The organism is Streptosporangium canum (assembly GCF_900113865.1).
Classification (GTDB): Bacteria; Actinomycetota; Actinomycetes; order Streptosporangiales; family Streptosporangiaceae; genus Streptosporangium; species Streptosporangium canum.
In genome coordinates this window covers 422,274-438,760 of the sequence record NZ_FOQY01000003.1, presented here as the reverse complement: position 1 = coordinate 438,760, position 16,487 = coordinate 422,274, and the positions used below count along the sequence as shown (strand labels likewise).

Below are 16,487 nucleotides of genomic sequence, written 5' to 3'. Positions count from 1 at the left end.
TTCGGGCCCGGCCGGTCAGCGGTCAGCCGGCAGGATGTGAAATGCGGTGAGCCCGTGGGTCAGGGGCTCGATGGCCCGGAAGTCGCGCTGGTCGAGAGTGAAGATGCGGTTGGTCCTGTACCGGTCCGCAAGGACCACGCCCACCGCGTCCGCCAGGTCCAGTCGCAGTCCTTCGTACTTCATGCGGACCCCGTGGGCCGTGATGAGGTCGGCGGGTTTCAACTCGGCCAGCCGGTATTGGCCGTTTTCCATGCGGGCATTCAACGCGTCCATGACCTGCATCGCGGCCGGGAACCCGAGATCTCGATGGATGAGATGGTCCAGCTCCGTGATCACAAGGGGGGAGATGGCGAGGACTTCGTGCTCGACGATCTCCGCAGCGCTGCGGTGCTCGGGTTGTGCTCTGTCGAACGCGGCGTAAAGGGCGGAGGCGCCGACGACGATTATCAACGCCGCGCCGCCCGCTCTTTGATGTGTTCGTACAGGACGTCGTCCATGGCTTCGGCGGTCAGGGGGCGTCCGCTGTCGAAGACGGGCAGTGTCCGGGCCGTCCTGGGGCGCGGCGAGCTGTCGAGCAGCATCGTGATGCCCCGCCGGATGAGTTCGGCTTTGCTGACGCCTGTAGCCGCGGCCTCGGCGTCCAGCCGCACCTCGAGCTCCTCGGGAAGGTAGACGGTTGTCTTCAGCATGACTTGTAGGGTGCCACCTGCCATACGTGCACGGCGATAGGAGACCGTGGTCCATGATCACATCGCGTGGTGCGCGACGGCGGCGGCGGCACGGCAGGTTGCTCCCGTACGGCAGGGCCCCGACCACGACCACGCGGCGCCCGCCGTATGCCTGGAACCCGTGTCCCGGGCGGGCCCGGAACCACCGGATCAGCCCTCGACCTCGGGCTTCCTGTCCCGGGCGAGGCTCTCCTTGATGGCCTCCAGGCGGGCGGCGCCCTCGACGTCGATGGCGGCGCGCTCGACCTCGATCATCCGGGCCTCGACGGAGTTGGAGGTCAGCTCGGCCTCGCCGAGGGCGCGGGCGTAGCGCTTCTCGATCTTCTCGCGGACCTGGTCCATGGTCGGGGTGTCGCCGGCGGGGGTGAGGCCGGACAGGTCGCCCATGGCCTTGTTGAGCTGCTCCTGCATCTTGGCCTGGTCGAGCTGGGAGAGCAGGCGCATCCGCTCGGCGATCTTCTTCTGCAGGGCCATGGCGTTGTTCTCGACCGCGGCGCGGGCCTGGGCGGAGGACTGCCTGGCCCGCTCGTGCATGAGCTGGACGTCGCCCATCGCGGTCTCGGCCGCCATCAGCCGGGAGGCGAAGGCGCGGGCGGAGTCCTCGTAGGACAGCGCCTTGCGCTCGTCGCCCGCGGCCCGTGCCTGCTCGGCCAGCAGGACCGCCTGGCGGGCGTTGGCCTGGAGCTTCTCGGTCTCCTCCAGCGAGCGGGCGAGCTTCATCTCCAGCTCGCGCTCGTTGCCGATGACCGCGGCCGCCTGCTGGGACAGCCGCTGGTGCTGCTCCTTGGCCTCCTGGATGGCCTGCTCGATCTGGATCCGCGGATCGGACAGCTCGTCCAACCGGCCGGACAGGGCGAAGACCAGGTAGCGCCAGGCCCGGCGGATGACCTTGAACATGGGGGGCTCCTCAGCGATCCAACGCGTCGCGGGTGATCTGTTCGGTTTCGTGCAGGCCCTGGCGGACCCCTTCGAGGTTGTCGGCGAGCTCGTCGAGCACCCGGGTCGGCTCCAGGGCCCCGGTCGCCGTCATCGCCGACAGCTCCACCAGCCGGGCGAGAAGTCCTTCGATGCTGATCGTGCTCGACTCCATCCGGGCGAGCACCTGGCTGCGGGTCTGGGCGAGCCGTTCGACCACGGCCTGCTGGGAGGCCAGCGAGGCGAGCGCGCGGTCGAGGTCGTGCACCAGCTCCTCGCGGGCGCCCTTCCGGGCGCGGGTGAGCCTCGTGCGCTCCTGCCGGAGCCGGTCGAGGTCGAACCTGGCGAGCGCGGCGCCGGTCAGCGAGGCCTGCTCGGCCAGGCGTTCCAGCGTGGCCGTGGAATCGTCGACCTGGGGCCGCATCAGCGCGATCCGCTCGGCCGGCGGGCCGGCTCCCATGGAGGCGCTCAGCTCGCCGAAGCCGCGCGCGGCCGAGCCGGCCCGCTCCAGCCAGTAGGCCTCCTCGCTGCCTGCGGTGACGGCCGGCGCGGTACGGCCGCCGCCCCGCCCCTGGACGGTGGCGATGGCCGTCTTGGCCAGCCAGACGGCGACCGCGACGGCCCCGGCGGCGGCCGGGTGCACGCTGACGGCCCACGCGGCGCCCCCGGCGGTCGCGCCGAGCAGCAGACCCCACGGATCTCGTAGTTCGTCGAGGAAACGGGACATCAGAAGTTGGATACCACCGCGGTGAACACCTGGTCGATACTTCCGGATTCGCGGGAGTCGTAGGCGGCCGCGCTGGTCGTCTCGGAGATCTGCTTGAGCACGCCGAGGTCGGCGTCCTGGCCGTAGGCGATCGTGAACATCCGCACCGTCTCCTCGGCGGACTCGGCGCGCAGGTCGGGCAGGAGGTTCTCCAGCGAGACGCTGTCGTTGTCCTCGTTCTTGCCGTCGGTCAGGAAGACCACCGCGTTGATCGCCTCGACGCTGTGCCGGTCGCGCACGTGCCGGTAGGCGGCGAGCGCGGTGTCGTAGAGGCCGGTCCCGCCGTCGGGGGTCAGGCCGTCGAGCCGGGCACGCAGGGTCTTGCGCTGGGCGGCGTCCACGGTCTCCAGCGGGGCCAGCTCCAGATGGTCCTTCTCGCCGTCCCGCTTGGTGGAGAACATCCACAGGCCGACCTTGTCGTGCGGGCCGAACTGGGGCAGCGCGTTGATCGCGGCCTGCTTGGCCAGGTCCAGCTTGCTCTTGCCGGTGCCGGGCACGCCGGCGCCCATCGAGCCGGAGACGTCGATCACCATGAGCACGTTGGCGGGCTTGCGCAGGTCGGCCCAGCTGGAGAGCACCTTGTCCAGCACGTTGGGGGCGGGCGGGCTGAGCGTGGTCCTCGGCTCGGCGGGCAGCAGGCCGTTCGCCTCGGTGATCAGCTTGCCCGCCTTCCCCTCGTGCGACCGGAAGGCGGACTCGGCGAACCGCCGCTGCTGCTCCGGGGCCTGCAGGTGGGCCAGGAAGTCGGCGGCCACCTGCCGCTTGGCGTCGTCCACCCACGGCGCGGTCAGCACGGCGTAGGGGTTGTCGGAGTAGAGCGTGCCCTCCTTGGGGTAGATCGCCGCCAGCGGCACCCTGGGCTTGCCGTGCTTGCCCAGCGTCTTCGGATCGCCCGTCGGGTTGCCCTGGTTGTAGTCCCAGACCGACTTCTCCTCCACGGCCACGGCGGAGATGTAGCTCAGGCCCGCCCCCGCGTTGTCGGCCCGCTGCAGGTTCGACAGGAACGTCAGCGTCGTGTCGCCGTAGTGCACGATCGAGCGCTCCACGCCCTGGACGAAGTCCCGCGCCTCGGGGTCGGCCACGTTCTTCTCCGACAGGTCGCCCGACAGGCCGGTGGCCGCGAAGTAGGCGCCGACGGTGGCGTTCAGGCCGCTGGTCGAGAAATTGGGGTTGGTCTTCCCCAGGCGGAAGTCGCCCCACTCCGGGTGCCCGTACTTGGCCCAGGAGCCGGCCGACAGGTCGAGCAGGTCGGACCAGCCGAGCTTCTTGCCCGGCCAGCCCAGGGCCTCGGCCATCGGCTTGGGCATCGCGACGACCAGGGGCGTCTTGGCGATCGACGGGTTCTCCGCGGCGACCAGGGATCCGGTGTCGTTTCCCTGGACGCGCTGCTGGAGCAGGGTGACCCAGCCGCTGCTCGCCGGGGACCAGACGTCCGGCCGAGGGCCGTCCTGGCGCTCGTCCCAGCCGCGGGCCAGCGCCTGCATCGCGCCGCCGCTGGCCTTGGTCACGACGACGACGTCGGCGCAGCGCTCGCCAACCTTCCTGCCGTTGTAGCCGGCCGCGATCGTCCGCAGCAGTTCGGCCTTCTCCGACGACGCCGCCACGGTCAGGGTGACCCCGCCGTCGCCGCAGGACGTGGTCTGCTCGGCGTTCCGCGGCCGGTCCGGCTCGGTGCTCCCGACGTACAGCCGCAGACCGACGATCAACGCCCCGGCGAGAATGATCGCGATGACGAAGGGAGCGAAGTTCCTGCGTGGTCGCTGCGGCTGCTGGTACAACCCGGCCTCCATGGTGTCAGTACTTATCCGACGAATGAGCCCTTGCCATAGTTCGCCGTGACGAGAACGCGGTCAGAAGTTGGAGATCACGCTGGTGAAGACCTGGTCGATGGTGTCCGCCCGGGAGGAGTCGTAGGCGGCTCCGTCGGTGGCCTCGGCGATCCGCTTGAGCACGCCTTGGTCGGCGCCCTCGCCGTATCCGATGGTGAACAGGCGCACGTCGGGGTTGAGCCTGCCGAGCAGGTTGGCCAGGTCGCTGCCGCCGTTCTTCTCGTTCTTGCCGTCGGTGAGGAAGACCACCGCGTTGATCGCCCCGGCGTCCCTGGCCCCGCGCATCCGCTCGACGGCCGCGAGCGTGGTGTCGTAGAGCCCGGTCCCGCCCCCGGCGGTCAGCCCGCCGAGCTCGTCGCGGAGCGCCGGGCCGATCTTCGACATCGCGTCGATCGGGACCAGCTCCCGGTAGTCCTTTTCGCCGTCCTGCCTGGTGGAGAAGGCCCACAGGCCGACCTTGTCGTCCCCGCGGAACTGCGGCAGCGCGTTGATCGCGGCCTTCTTGGCCAGCTCCAGGCGGCTCTCGCCGGTGCCCGTCGCCTCCTCCTCCATCGAGCCCGACTTGTCCACCACGATCAGCACGTTGGCCCGCTTGCGCAGCTCCGACCAGCTCCGCAGGACTTTGTCCAGGACGGTCGGGGTGGGCAGGTTGAGGGTGGTGATCGTGGCGTCGGGGATGACGCCGTTCTCCCTGGTGGCCTGGGGGCCGAGCTTGCCGTCGAAGCCGCGGTAGCCGTACGACTGGAATTTCGCCTGCACCGGGGCGCTGTGCAGGTAGGTCAGGAAGTCGTCGGCGACGGCCTTCCTGGCCGGGTCCATCCAGGTCAGCGGGACGTAGGGGTGGTCGGAGAAGAGCGTGCCCTCCTTGGGGCTGACGGCCACCAGCGGGGTGCGCGGCGGGGCGTGCTCGCCCAGCGTGGCCGGGTTGCCCGACGGGTTGCCCCGGTTGTAGTCGGTGACCGAGTTCTCCTCGACGGTGATCGCGGAGATGTAGGCCATGGATTCGCCCCGGTCGTCCGCGCGGAGCAGGTTGCCCAGGAAGGTCATCGAGATGTCACCGTAGTGCACGATCGACTGCTCGACGCCCTTGACGAAGTCGCGGGTCCTGGCGTCGGTGATGTCGCCGGCGGTCAGGTCCGAGGTGGTGCCGGTCGCGGCGAAGTAGGCGCCGATGGTGGCGTTCAGGCCGCTGGTCGAGTAGTTGGGGTTGGTCTTGCCCAGCTTGAACTGGCCCCACTCGGGGTGACCGTACTTCGCCCAGCCCTTGGGGTCGGCCGCCAGTCCGGCCAGCTCCGCCCAGCCGATCGCCTTGCCCGGCCAGCCCAGGGCCTCGGCCATCGGCTTGGGCATCGCGAAGACCAGCGGCGCGGTCACGATCGGGACCGGCTTCCCGTCGGCGACCGGCACGGCGCCGTCGGCGCCCGCGGCCTGCTGGCGCAGCAGCGTCACCCACGCGGAGGCGGCGGGGGACCACACGTCCGGCCGCTCGCCGTCGGTCTGCTCCTTCCACCCCCGGGCCAGCGCCCGCATCGCGGTGCCCGAATTCGCCTCGTCGATGACCACCTCGGCGCAGCGCCCGGCCACGGTCCGCCCGCTGTACTCCTTGGCGACCTCCCGCAGGATCCAGATCTTGTCCTGGGAGGACGCCACCCGGATCTTCGCCGACTCGCCCGAGCAGGCGCTCGGCGCGCTCTCCCCGCTCCTGCCGAAGAACCAGCGCAGTCCCGCGATCAGCCCGATGGCCAGCACGACGGCCAAGAGGTAGGGCAGGATCCGCCGGCGGGGTCGTGCGGGGGAGTAGGCCACCCGATGATCGTAGGAAGAACCGATTTACCTGGACAAGGTTTCCGGCATTTCCCTTGGACCGGCCGCCTCCCACGAGGCCGGGCCGTCACCATCCGTGGGGCCGGGTGGTCGCCTCCCGCGGGGCCGGAAAGTTGCCTTTCGCCGGACCGGGACACCGCCTCCCTCCGGACCGGGACACCGCCCTCCGCGGACCGGGTCGCCGCTCCCGCCGGAGGGAGACGGTCTAGCCGGAGACCCGGCCGTGCAGGAGATCGACGAGGGTGGCGTGCACCTGCTCGATCGGGCGGTCCGGGTGCAGCGCCCGGCGCTCGATCGAGACGGTCAGCACCATGCCGAACACGGCGGTCGCCGCGGTCTCCACGTCCAGGTCCTCCCGGATCGCGCCCTCGGCCACCGCCCGGCGCAGCGCGCCCGCGTAGACCCCCAGCGCCTGCTCGCGCAGCCTGGCGACCGCGTCCTGCCAGGCCGTACGCCACATCTCGGCGAGCAGCACCCGGGCGAACGCGCCGTACTCCTCGAAGAACCGCAGCTGCGCCATGACCACCGAGTCGAGGGCGTCGAGCGCCGTCTGCCCGGTGTCCGCCTCGCCCATCGCGTCGGCCAGCCGCTGGATGCCGTGTTCGAGCAGCGCGGCGAAGAGCGCCTCCTTGCTGCCGAAGTTGTAGAACACGGTGCCCTTGGCCACTCCGGCCCGCTCGGCGATCGCGTCCACCGTGGCGGCGGTGTACCCCTGCTCCGCGATCACCTCCACCGCCGCCGTGAACAGCCTGAGCCTCGTCTCGGCCCGGCGGCCGTCCCTCTTCCTCACGGTCGCACCCGTCCCGGATTCCCGGCGGTCCCGCCCCGTGTCGGCGTCTCTGGTCCCGGCCCGCTGCTGCGTCATGACGGAAACCGTAGTCAGAGCGCGAGCTCGGGGTGGAGGCGCCGCATCGACCAGGTGCGTCCCTTGTGCACGGCGTAGACGGTCAGGCTCAGGCCCAGCGCCACGGTCAGGGTCAGCACCCCGCAGGCCTGCCAGACCACCGTGAGGTCGCCGCCGCTGATCAGCCGTCGCAGCGCGCTGACCACCCAGCTCATCGGGAGCCAGGGCGAGATCGTCTGGAAGAAGCCCGGCGAGGTCTCGATCGGGTACGTCCCGGCGGCCGAGGTCAGCTGGAGCATCAGCAGCGCCAGCACCACGACCCGCCCCGGCGCGCCGAGCAGGGCGTTGACCGCCTGCACGATCGCCAGGAAGGCCGCCACGGTGAGCAGCAGGATCCCGGCGATCCCGGTCCAGTGCGCGGCCTCCATGCCGAGCCCGAACCTGATCACCGCCATCAGCACGCCCACCTGCGCGGCGCCCAGGACCAGTCCCGGCAGCCAGCCGGCCACCGCGATCCGCCAGGCGGTGGCCGTACCGGCCAGGAGGCGGGGGTTGAGCGGGCGCAGCACCATGTAGCTCACCATCGCGCCGACCCAGAGGGCCAGCGGGACGAAGAACGGCGCGAACCCGGTGCCGTAGTTGGGCACCTCGTTGAGGACCTGGCCGGCCAGCTTGACCGGCTCGCTCATCATGTCGCTCCGGTCCGCGCGCTCGTCCCTGCCGTAGTCGGGGATCTGTTCGGCGCCGTCGCCGAGCTTGTCGCTCAGCTCCCTGGACCCGTCGGCCAGCTTGCCGATGCCGGTGGTGAGCTCCCCGGCGCCCTCGTGCAGGCGGCCCACCCCGCTGTCCACCCTGGCCGCGCCGTCGCTCAGCTTGACGATGCCGCCACCGAGCTGGGTCAGCCCCTTGCTGAGCTGGGCGGAGCCGTCGCCGAGCCGGGAGATCCCAGAGGTGATCTTTCCGTTGGCGCCCGCCGCGTCACCGAGGCCCGAGTGGAGTTTCGCCGAGCCGTCGGCCAGCTTGCCGAGCCCCTCGTCCAACTGGTTGATCTTGTCTCTGGCCTGGTCGAGTTGCCGGCCCGCGGTCGGCGCGACCTCCGCCGTCCGGCCCGCGACCTCCGCGATCCTGCGGGCGTCCCGCTGGAGCTGGGCCGCGGCGCCGCCGCTGTCGCCGGCGGTGTTCTCCAGTCCGGTGGCCACCTCCCGGGTGGACTGGGTGAGGCGTTCGGCGATGGCCCGCAGCCGCGGATCGGCGTCCGGATTGCCGTCCAGCCAGTTCTGCAGCTGCTGCGCCTGCTGCCGGGACTGCTCGGCCCCCTGCTTGATCCCGCCGGGCAGCGCTCCCGCGCCGTCGGCGACCAGGCCGGCGCCCCGCTCGACGGCCTCCGCCAGCGACCGCAGCCGCGCGCCGTTCTCCTCCAGCACCGGGACGACCTCGTCGGCCACCTTGTTGATCTTCGGCACCTGGGCGTGGACCTGCTCGTAGACCTGTGCGTTGCCGTCGGCGACCTGCTTGGCGCCCTTCTCCAGCTTCGCCAGTCCCCGGCCCAGCTCGCGCGAGCCGCTCTCCGCCTGGCCCAGGCCCCTGGCCAGCTTGTCCGCCCCGGCCGACAGCCGGCCGGTGGCGGTGTTGGCGCTGCCCAGGCCCACGGTGAGCTGGTGGGTGCCGGTCTTGGCCTGGCCGAGGCCCGTGTTCAGGGTGGACGCGCCCTTCCCGGCCTTCGCCGTACCGTCGTGCAGATCGTCCGCACCGTCCGCGGCCTTGGCGGTGGCGTCGTGCAGCTCGCCGAAGGACACGAAGACGTTGTCCCAGTAGTCCTTCAGCGCGGTACGGCCCGCCGCGTCCTTGACCTCGGTGAACACCGCGTCGGAGATCGTTCCCATGATGTAGCTGCGGCCGGTGTCGACCCGCACGCCGAGCTCGGCGGGGGTCGGCGTGCCGTCGCCGGAGGGTGAGGCGAGCCGGGCGCTGAAGTCGGCGGGGATGGTCAGGGACAGGTAGAAGCTGCCGTCGTTCACGCCGTCGGCGGCCTGCCGGGCGTCGACCGTGTGCCAGCCCAGGACCTTGCGGTCACGCAGCTCGTCGGCCAGCTCGCGGCCCGCGTCGACCGTCTTGCCGTCGACGGTCGCGGGCCTGTCCTCCACGACCAGCGCCACGGGGATGTTCGCGAGGTTGCCCTGCGGGTCCCAGAACGACCACAGGTACAGCCCGGCGTACAGCAGCGGCAGCATCACCACGCCCGCCAGCGCCGCCCGGGTCAGCCGCGACCGGGTGAACCGCCGCAGCTCCAGCCGTCCCAGCCGCAACGATCTCATCGGTCCCTCTCCTCGGTCCGTACGGCCCGCGCGCCGGTCTTGCCGTCCGGTCCGTCCGCCGTGGTCTCCGGCTCCACCGGTCGCGCGGTCTCCGAGGAGCTCTCGGAGCCGGCGGGGTTCTCGGGGTTCCCAGGGTTGTCGGAGGGCAGGTGAACCGCCGCCGCCCGCTCGCTCTCCGTGCAGGCGGCGAAGACGGTCAGCCCTCGCTCGCCCAGCTCTCCCAGCGTCGCCCAGAGCGCCTCCCGGCGGTCCTGGGAGAGGCCGGTGTCCACGTTGTCGAGGACCAGCAGCCCAGGGGCGTCGAGCAGCGCGAGCGCGATCCCGAGCCGCACCCGCTCCTCCCGGCTCAGGTCGCGGATGAGGGTGCGGTCGCCGGGGGACAGCTCCAGACCGGCCAGGGTCAGCGCGGTCCCGGCCCGCGACTCCTGCCGCCTGCCCCAGAACATGCCCGGCGACCGCTCGTGCAGGTGCTCGCGGACCGTCAGCGCCTTCTCCAGGTCGTTGACCCCGTCGACCAGGCCGAGCGCGGCGACCCGCCGGATCGCCCTCGGCCTGCCGTACCGCCCGACGGTGAGCGTGCCCTCGGAGGGTCTCATCCGTCCCGCCAGGGTCAGGAGCAGGCTCGTGCGCCCGCTGCCCGCCTGACCGGTGACGACGGTGAGGCTGCCCGGCTCGGCCATCACGCCGACGTCGCGGTAGACCCATCCATGCTCGCCTGCGAGGGACAGACCGACCGCGTGCACCGCGACCCCGTGGAACACCGCGCCCTCCGAATCTTTGAACTGACCAGTCAGTTCAAAAATATCACCCGAAAGATTCCCGCAGGTGACCGGCCGGGCAAAGGTGTCGATTCTCACGAAACCGGTCATTCATCTGACGTGGTCAGGTGAGCGGCCGGCTCGGTCCGCGTGCGGCGCCGTAGGGATGGACGCCTCCTGGGCGGGTCGCGCCCCCCGGGTTCCCTCAGGGGGCTGAAGCCCGGCCTCCTGGAGAGCTCCCGATGGGACAGCCGGCCCGCGACAACGCGGAAGGACCCGCCCCTCCCGGTCGTGCCGGGTGGGACGGGTCCTCTCGGGTGGTCGCGCTAGACCGTCGCGGAGCCGTACTCCTGGAGGAAGAGCGCCTCCGCGAGGGCCGTGCGGCGCAGCTCCTCGACGTTGACCCGCTCGTTGGGCGCGTGGATCGAGGCGTCGTCGTCCTCGGCGCCGAACAGCAGGATCGAGGCGGCGGGGAACTGCTTGACGAGCGTGGAGACCAGCGGGATCGAGCCGCCGGCGCCGACGTCGCGCGGCGGGCGGCCGAAGGCGCGCTCCATCGCCCGGTTCAGCGCGGCGCGGGCGGCCCCGCCGGAGTCGGCGAGGTAGCCGGAGCCCAGCACCTGGTCGCCGACGTGCACCTCCACACCCCAGGGGGCGACCTGCCGCAGGAAGTCGACCACGGCGTCCACGGTCGTCTTCGGGTCGCCCGCCGGAGGCACGCGCACGGTCACCCGGGCGCGCGCGACCGCCTGGACCGCGTTGATGGCGCCGGAGACGGTCGGCACGTCCAGGCCGGTGACCGTGATGGCGTAGGAGGCCCACAGGCGGTCGGCCAGCGAACCCGAGCCGACCAGCGAGACGCCGTCGAGCACGCCCGCCGTGGCCCGGAACTCCTCCTCCGAGGGGCCGGAGCCGAGGAAGCTGCCGCGCGGCAGGCCGGGGACGCGGATGTCGCCGTGGTCGTCGTGCAGGGCGGACAGCATCCGGATCAGCGCCGCGAGCGCGTCCGGGGCGGCGCCGCCGAAGGAGCCGCTGTGCAGCGACTCCTTCAGGGTGCGCACCTCGACGGTGAAGGCGCCCATGCCGCGCAGCGAGGTGGTCACCGCCGGGTCGCCCACGCTCGGGTTGCCGCAGTCGGCGACGATGATCGCGTCGGCGCGGAGCAGCTCGGGATTCTGCTCGACGAAGGTCTCAAGGCGCTCCCCGGCGTACTCCTCCTGGCCCTCGATGATCACCTTGATGCCCACCGGGAAGCGCCCCTGGAAGGCGCGGAGCGCGGCGACGTGGGAGATGACGCCGGACTTGTCGTCGGCGGCGCCGCGGCCGTGGATGGCCCCGTCGATCTCCGTCGGCTCGAAGGCCGGGGTGCGCCACAGCGCGGGGTCGCCCGCGGGCTGTACGTCATAGTGCGCGTAGAGCAGCACGGTCGGCGCGCCGGGCGGGGCCGGGGCCTCGGCGTAGACGGCGGGGAAGCTTCCCTCGACCGGAATCTGCCGGACGTGCGGCAGTCCGGTGCTGCGCAGCAGCTCCTCGGTCGCCGCGGCGGCGGCGCGCACCGGCTCCTCCGGGTAGCCCGGGAAGGCCACCGAGGGGATGGCGACGAGCCGCTTGAGGTCTTCGACCGCCTGGGGCAGGCCCGCGGCGACGGCGCCTTCGATCTCGTCAGGAGTCACGACGTTCCCTCGCATCTCAATATCTGGTCGTCCTATTTGATCACAGCCGGCATGTGGCTGTGGTTCACCCCGATTCCAGCACACCGGGATTCCGTCAAACGGAACCGCGGGTTGCGCGTGGTCCGGACACTCCCGAATTCTGTACGCGGATTTCGTTGTTGTTGCATGCCCGTTTTGCGAATTCCGAAGTTCTTGCACTCTATTGCCACGTTTTCACTTGGCAAGACGTTCTGCTGGCATGCAGACTGTCGGAGAGCTCAGACCTTCGAGGGAAGATAGCTATGACCCACCCTGAAAACACCGACGTGGCCTCGCTCATGCAGGCCGCGCAGGACCACCTGTGGATGCACTTCAGCCGGCACAGCTCCGACAGGGGCGCCGAAGTCCCGATGATCGTGCGCGGTGAGGGCGCATACGTCTACGACGTGCACGGCAAGCGCTACCTTGACGGACTCGCCGGCCTGTTCGTGGTCCAGGCGGGGCACGGTCGCAGCGAGCTGGCCGAGGCCGCCGCCAAGCAGGCGCAGGAGCTGGCGTTCTTCCCGCTCTGGTCCTACGCGCACCCCAAAGCCGTCGAGCTGGCCCAGCGGCTGGCGGCCGAGACCCCCGGCGACCTCAACCGCGTCTTCTTCACCACCGGCGGCGGCGAGGCCGTCGAGAGCGCGTGGAAGCTCGCCAAGCAGTACTTCAAGCTGACCGGCAAGCCGCTCAAGCACAAGGTCATCAGCCGCCAGATCGCCTACCACGGCACCCCGCAGGGCGCCCTGTCGATCACCGGCATCCCGGCCTTCAAGCAGATGTTCGAGCCGCTGGTCCCGGGCTCGGTCCGGGTGCCGAACACCAACCACTACCGGGCCGACGAGATCACCGGCGTCCCCGGCATGACCCCGGAGCAGTACGGCTACTGGGCCGCCGAGCGCGTCGCCCGCGCCATCGAGATGGAGGGCCCCGACACCGTGGCCGCCGTCTTCGTCGAGCCGGTGCAGAACGCCGGCGGCTGCTTCCCGCCGCCGCCCGGATACTTCCAGCGCCTGCGCGAGATCTGCGACGAGTACGACGTCCTGCTCGTCTCCGACGAGGTCATCTGCGCCTTCGGCCGCCTCGGCACCATGTTCGGCGGGCAGAAGTTCGACTACGTCCCCGACATCATCACCTGCGCCAAGGGCATGACCAGCGGCTACTCGCCGATCGGCGCCATGATCGCCTCGGACCGGCTGTTCGAGCCGTTCAGCAACGGCACCGAGATGTTCGCCCACGGCTACACCTTCGGCGGCCACCCCGTCTCCGCCGCGGTCGCCCTGGCCAACCTCGACCTGTTCGAGCGCGAGGACCTGCTCGGTCACGTGACCCGCAACGAGCCGGTCTTCCGTTCCACCCTGGAGCGTCTCCGCGACCTGCCCATCGTCGGCGACGTGCGCGGCTCCGGCTACTTCTGGGGCATCGAGCTGGTCAAGGACAAGGACACCAAGGAGACCTTCAACGCCGACGAGTCCGAGCGCCTGCTCCGCGGCTTCCTGTCCAAGGCCCTCTACGACGCGGGCCTGTACTGCCGCGCCGACGACCGCGGCGACCCCGTGGTCCAGCTCGCCCCGCCGCTCATCTGCGGCCCCAAGGAGTTCGACGAGATCGAGTCGATTCTCCGCTCCGTGCTCACGGAGGCATGGAGCCGGCTGTGAGTTAGCCGCCGCACCCGGCTCGCCCAGACACACCCGCCCCCCGTTCGACCCGTGCTCTGACCCCCCAGCCGAAACTCCGAGAGGAACCGCAATGAAGATCGGCGTGCCCGCCGAGGTGAAGAACCATGAGTACCGCGTCGCCGCCACCCCGGCGGGCGTGCACGAACTGGTCCGTCACGGTCATGACGTCTACGTCCAGCGCGGCGCGGGCCTCGGCTCACACCTTCCCGACGAGGACTACCTCTTCGCCGGCGCCAAGATCCTCGACACCGCCGACGAGGTGTGGGGCGAGGCCGACATGGTCCTCAAGGTGAAGGAGCCGATCGCCGAGGAGTACGACCGCATGCGCGCCGGGCAGGTGCTCTTCACCTACCTGCACCTGGCGGCGGGCCGCGAGTGCGCCGACGCCCTGCTCAAGCGGCAGGTCACCGGTATCGCGTACGAGACGGTCCAGGTCGGCGGCACCCTGCCGCTGCTGGCCCCGATGTCCGAGGTCGCGGGCCGCCTGGCCCCGCAGGTCGGCGCCTACAACCTGATGCGCTTCAACGGCGGCCGCGGCGTGCTGCCCGGCGGCGTGCCCGGCGTGGCCCCGGCCAAGGTCGTCGTCATCGGCGCCGGCGTCTCCGGTCTCAACGCGGCGCAGATCGCGGTCGGCATGGGCGCGGACGTCACGGTCCTCGACCTCAACATCGACCGCCTGCGCTCCATCGACGCCATCTACCAGGGCCGTCTGAAGACCCTCGTCTCGACCTCCTACGCCATCGAGAAGGAGGTCCTGGAGGCCGACCTGGTCATCGGCGCGGTGCTGATCCCGGGCGCCAAGGCCCCGACCCTCGTCTCCAACGAGCTGGTCTCCCGTATGAGGCCGGGCTCCGTCCTCGTCGACATCGCCATCGACCAGGGCGGCTGCTTCGAGGACTCCCGCCCGACCACGCACGCCGAGCCGACCTACCAGGTCCACGACTCGATCTTCTACTGCGTGGCCAACATGCCGGGTTCGGTGGCCAACACCTCCACCTACGCGCTGACCAACGCGACGCTGCCCTACGCGGTCAAGCTCGCCGGTCTGGGCTGGAAGTCCGCGCTCCAGCAGGACGCCGGCCTCGCGCCGGGCCTCAACACCCACGCGGGCCGGCTCACCAACGACCAGGTCGCGCTCGCCCTCGACCTGCCGTACGTGCCGGTATCGCAGGTCCTCGCCGACTAGGGCCTGCCCAGTGCCTTCTCGAAGACGGAGGTGTCCAGCGTGAAGCCGACCGGCTCGGGGATGTGCACCGGACTGCCCACCGCGACGCGGGTGGAGGTCAGGTAGACGCCGTCCTTCGGGTCGCTGAGAACGGCAAAGACGCGGAGGGCCTACACCCAGCCGGGACGGACCAGGCCGGACTCGTAGGCGATGACGACGAGCTGGGCGCGGTCGCGGGCGTGCAGCTTCATCATGGTGCGGCTGACGTGGGTCTTGGCGGTGGCCGGGCTCATGAAGAGCTTTCCGGCGATCTCGTCGTTGGTCATGCCGGTGCCGACCAGGGACAGGACCTCGCGCTCGCGGTCGGTGAGCAGGCCGAGGTTCTGGGAGGGGTGGGGCGGCTTGGCGCGGCTGGCGTACTCGGCGATCAGGCGGCGTGTGACGCCGGGGGAGAGCAGGGCGTCGCCGCCGGCGACGACACGGACGGCCTGGATCAGCTCGGCCGGCTCGGTGTCCTTGACCAGGAATCCGCTGGCGCCGTTGCGGAGCGCCTCGAAGACGTATTCGTCGAGCTCGAAGGTCGTCAGGATGATGATCCTCGGTCCCGGGGGCATCCGCCGGGTGGCGGTCAGGCCGTCCATGCCCGGCATCCGGATGTCCATCAGCACCACGTCGGGCTCGTGCTCGGCGGCCAGCCGTACGGCCTGAGCGCCGTCGGAGGCCTCGGCCACCACGGTCATCCCCGGCTGCGCGTCGAGCAGGGCCCGGAATCCGGCTCTGACCAGGGCCTGGTCGTCGGCGATGACAATTTTGATCATTCGGGTCCCTCCGGGATCGGCAGCCGCGCCTCGACGCGGAAGCCCTGTCCATGGTGCCCGGCGGTCAGCGCGCCGCCGAGGGCGGCCGCCCGCTCCCGCATGCCGGGGATGCCGTTCCCGCCGCCCAGGCTCTCCCCCGGCGCTCCGCCGCCGGTGTCGGTGATCTGGATCAGCAGCTCGCGGGGGCCGTACTCCAGCAGGACGGTGACCGCCGCGCCCGGCGCGTGCCGGGTGACGTTGGTCAGCGCCTCCTGGACGATGCGGTACCCGGCCCGGTCCACTTCCGGCGGCAGTGCCCTGACCTGGCCGGTGACCTTCCTGGTGACAGGCAGCCCGCCGCGTTCGACGAGCTCCTCCAGCCGTTCCAGCCCGGCCGTGGGGGAGCGGGGCGCACCGTCGCGGAGCACGCTGAGCACCGAGCGCATCTCGGTCAGCACGTCCTTGGAGGCCTGCTTGATGGTGGTGAGCGCGGTGCGGGCCTGCTCGGGCTGGTCGTCGATCAGGTGCAGCGCGGTGGAGGCCTGGACGTGGATGAGGGAGATGTTGTGCGCGAGCACGTCGTGCAGCTCCTGGGCCATGGTCAGCCGTTCCTCGCTGGCCTGCCGCCGGGTCTCCTCCCGCACCACCAGCTCGTGCTCGGCCAGCCGTTCCCTTCTGGCCCGGACGAACTCGCCCAGCGCCAGGACGACCCCGATGGCCGTCGCCACCGCGAACATGTGCCACAGCCCGGGGCTGGGGACCGGGGCCAGCCAGGTCGTGTAGACGACGAAGAACACGTAGGCCACGGCCGAGACCGCCCAGGCGATGCGCCGGCGGCCGAGGACGACGACGGTGTGGAGCGCGATGACCGGGCTGAAGAAGATCGGGCCGTAGGCGTGGCCTCGGGCGATGAAAACGCAGGTCACGGCCAGGGTGGCGAGCAGGGTGAACACCGGGTGGCGGCGCCGTGCGACCAGCGCGAGCGGCCCGGCCACCAGCAGCGCGACGCCGATCACGTCAGCCTCGGCGCGGTCGGGCTGGTTCCACTGGGCGGCCCAGGTCATCGTGACCTGGAGGACCGCCACGAGAAGCGGGAGCAGCGGGTCGATCCATCGGGGTTTGGCGCGCACGTCCGGAACCTTATGTCCACCCGCTGACCAGCGCGTCCGCCCTCCG

General features: G+C 71.2%; 14 protein-coding genes. 2 read left to right on the top strand and 12 right to left on the bottom strand.

Annotated elements, in window-relative coordinates; translation table 11 throughout:
• Positions 1-15: 15 nt before the first annotated feature.
• The 10 genes from BM085_RS06610 to BM085_RS06565 all read right to left on the bottom strand — a co-directional run bounded on the left by BM085_RS06610 (position 16) and on the right by BM085_RS06565 (position 11,652).
• Positions 16-450, bottom strand: a complete 435-nt coding sequence (locus BM085_RS06610; protein ID WP_093886106.1) for a PIN domain-containing protein — start codon at positions 448-450, stop codon at positions 16-18.
• Positions 447-689: a ribbon-helix-helix domain-containing protein gene (locus tag BM085_RS06605; protein ID WP_093886105.1), complete on the bottom strand. Its 243-nt coding sequence runs from the start codon at positions 687-689 to the stop codon at positions 447-449. Before BM085_RS06605 ends, BM085_RS06610 begins: the two co-directional genes overlap by 4 nt.
• Before the next feature lie 189 nt (positions 690-878).
• Positions 879-1,625 (bottom strand): PspA/IM30 family protein, encoded by a 747-nt coding sequence (locus BM085_RS06600; protein WP_093886104.1) that lies wholly within the window; start codon positions 1,623-1,625, stop codon positions 879-881.
• A 10-nt stretch (positions 1,626-1,635) separates the two neighbouring features.
• Positions 1,636-2,370, bottom strand: coding sequence for a hypothetical protein (locus tag BM085_RS06595; RefSeq protein WP_093886103.1), 735 nt, complete (start codon positions 2,368-2,370; stop codon positions 1,636-1,638).
• Positions 2,370-4,199 (bottom strand): substrate-binding and VWA domain-containing protein, encoded by a 1,830-nt coding sequence (locus BM085_RS06590; RefSeq protein WP_245789156.1) that lies wholly within the window; start codon positions 4,197-4,199, stop codon positions 2,370-2,372. Before BM085_RS06590 ends, BM085_RS06595 begins: the two co-directional genes overlap by 1 nt.
• A 60-nt stretch (positions 4,200-4,259) precedes the next feature.
• Positions 4,260-6,044 (bottom strand): substrate-binding and VWA domain-containing protein, encoded by a 1,785-nt coding sequence (locus tag BM085_RS06585; protein WP_093886101.1) that lies wholly within the window; start codon positions 6,042-6,044, stop codon positions 4,260-4,262.
• Positions 6,045-6,267: 223 nt separating this feature from the next.
• A complete protein-coding gene (locus tag BM085_RS06580; protein ID WP_093886100.1) occupies positions 6,268-6,927 on the bottom strand; it encodes a TetR/AcrR family transcriptional regulator in 660 nt (219 codons plus the stop codon).
• A gap of 14 nt (positions 6,928-6,941) precedes the next feature.
• The gene (locus tag BM085_RS06575) at positions 6,942-9,221 is read right to left on the bottom strand and encodes a YhgE/Pip domain-containing protein (protein ID WP_093886099.1); all 2,280 of its coding nucleotides are present in this window, start codon (positions 9,219-9,221) and stop codon (positions 6,942-6,944) included.
• Positions 9,218-9,982 carry an ABC transporter ATP-binding protein gene (locus tag BM085_RS06570; RefSeq protein ID WP_177244984.1) on the bottom strand — a complete coding sequence of 255 codons (765 nt, stop codon included), beginning with the start codon at positions 9,980-9,982 and terminating at the stop codon, positions 9,218-9,220. Before BM085_RS06570 ends, BM085_RS06575 begins: the two co-directional genes overlap by 4 nt.
• A gap of 323 nt (positions 9,983-10,305) precedes the next feature.
• On the bottom strand, positions 10,306-11,652 hold the full coding sequence (locus BM085_RS06565; protein WP_093886097.1) for a M20/M25/M40 family metallo-hydrolase: 1,347 nt from the start codon (positions 11,650-11,652) through the stop codon (positions 10,306-10,308).
• A 281-nt stretch (positions 11,653-11,933) separates the two neighbouring features.
• Between BM085_RS06565 and BM085_RS06560 the strand changes: the two genes are divergently transcribed.
• Both BM085_RS06560 and ald read left to right on the top strand, forming a co-directional pair.
• Positions 11,934-13,328: an aspartate aminotransferase family protein gene (locus BM085_RS06560; protein WP_031162372.1), complete on the top strand. Its 1,395-nt coding sequence runs from the start codon at positions 11,934-11,936 to the stop codon at positions 13,326-13,328.
• A gap of 91 nt (positions 13,329-13,419) precedes the next feature.
• Positions 13,420-14,535 carry an alanine dehydrogenase gene (gene ald, locus BM085_RS06555; RefSeq protein ID WP_093886096.1) on the top strand — a complete coding sequence of 372 codons (1,116 nt, stop codon included), beginning with the start codon at positions 13,420-13,422 and terminating at the stop codon, positions 14,533-14,535.
• 149 nt (positions 14,536-14,684) lie between these two features.
• On the opposite strand, the gene BM085_RS06550 is transcribed toward ald, so the two are convergent.
• Both BM085_RS06550 and BM085_RS06545 read right to left on the bottom strand, forming a co-directional pair.
• A complete protein-coding gene (locus BM085_RS06550) occupies positions 14,685-15,332 on the bottom strand; it encodes a response regulator transcription factor (RefSeq protein ID WP_093886095.1) in 648 nt (215 codons plus the stop codon).
• Positions 15,329-16,441: a sensor histidine kinase gene (locus tag BM085_RS06545; protein ID WP_093886094.1), complete on the bottom strand. Its 1,113-nt coding sequence runs from the start codon at positions 16,439-16,441 to the stop codon at positions 15,329-15,331. The genes BM085_RS06550 and BM085_RS06545 overlap by 4 nt, the downstream gene beginning before the upstream one ends.
• Between the last annotated feature and the right edge of the window lie 46 nt (positions 16,442-16,487).

Excerpts from the sequence above, each read along its gene's own strand:
- BM085_RS06605 (WP_093886105.1), bottom strand. The coding sequence starts at position 689 with ATGCTGAAGACAACCGTCTACCTTCCCGAGGAGCTCGAGGTGCGGCTG.
- BM085_RS06600 (WP_093886104.1), bottom strand. The coding sequence starts at position 1,625 with ATGTTCAAGGTCATCCGCCGGGCCTGGCGCTACCTGGTCTTCGCCCTG.
- BM085_RS06595 (WP_093886103.1), bottom strand. The coding sequence starts at position 2,370 with ATGTCCCGTTTCCTCGACGAACTACGAGATCCGTGGGGTCTGCTGCTC.
- BM085_RS06590 (WP_245789156.1), bottom strand. The coding sequence starts at position 4,199 with ATGGAGGCCGGGTTGTACCAGCAGCCGCAGCGACCACGCAGGAACTTC.
- BM085_RS06580 (WP_093886100.1), bottom strand. The coding sequence starts at position 6,927 with ATGACGCAGCAGCGGGCCGGGACCAGAGACGCCGACACGGGGCGGGAC.
- BM085_RS06575 (WP_093886099.1), bottom strand. The coding sequence starts at position 9,221 with ATGAGATCGTTGCGGCTGGGACGGCTGGAGCTGCGGCGGTTCACCCGG.
- BM085_RS06560 (WP_031162372.1), top strand. The coding sequence starts at position 11,934 with ATGACCCACCCTGAAAACACCGACGTGGCCTCGCTCATGCAGGCCGCG.
- ald (WP_093886096.1), top strand. The coding sequence starts at position 13,420 with ATGAAGATCGGCGTGCCCGCCGAGGTGAAGAACCATGAGTACCGCGTC.
- BM085_RS06550 (WP_093886095.1), bottom strand. The coding sequence starts at position 15,332 with ATGATCAAAATTGTCATCGCCGACGACCAGGCCCTGGTCAGAGCCGGA.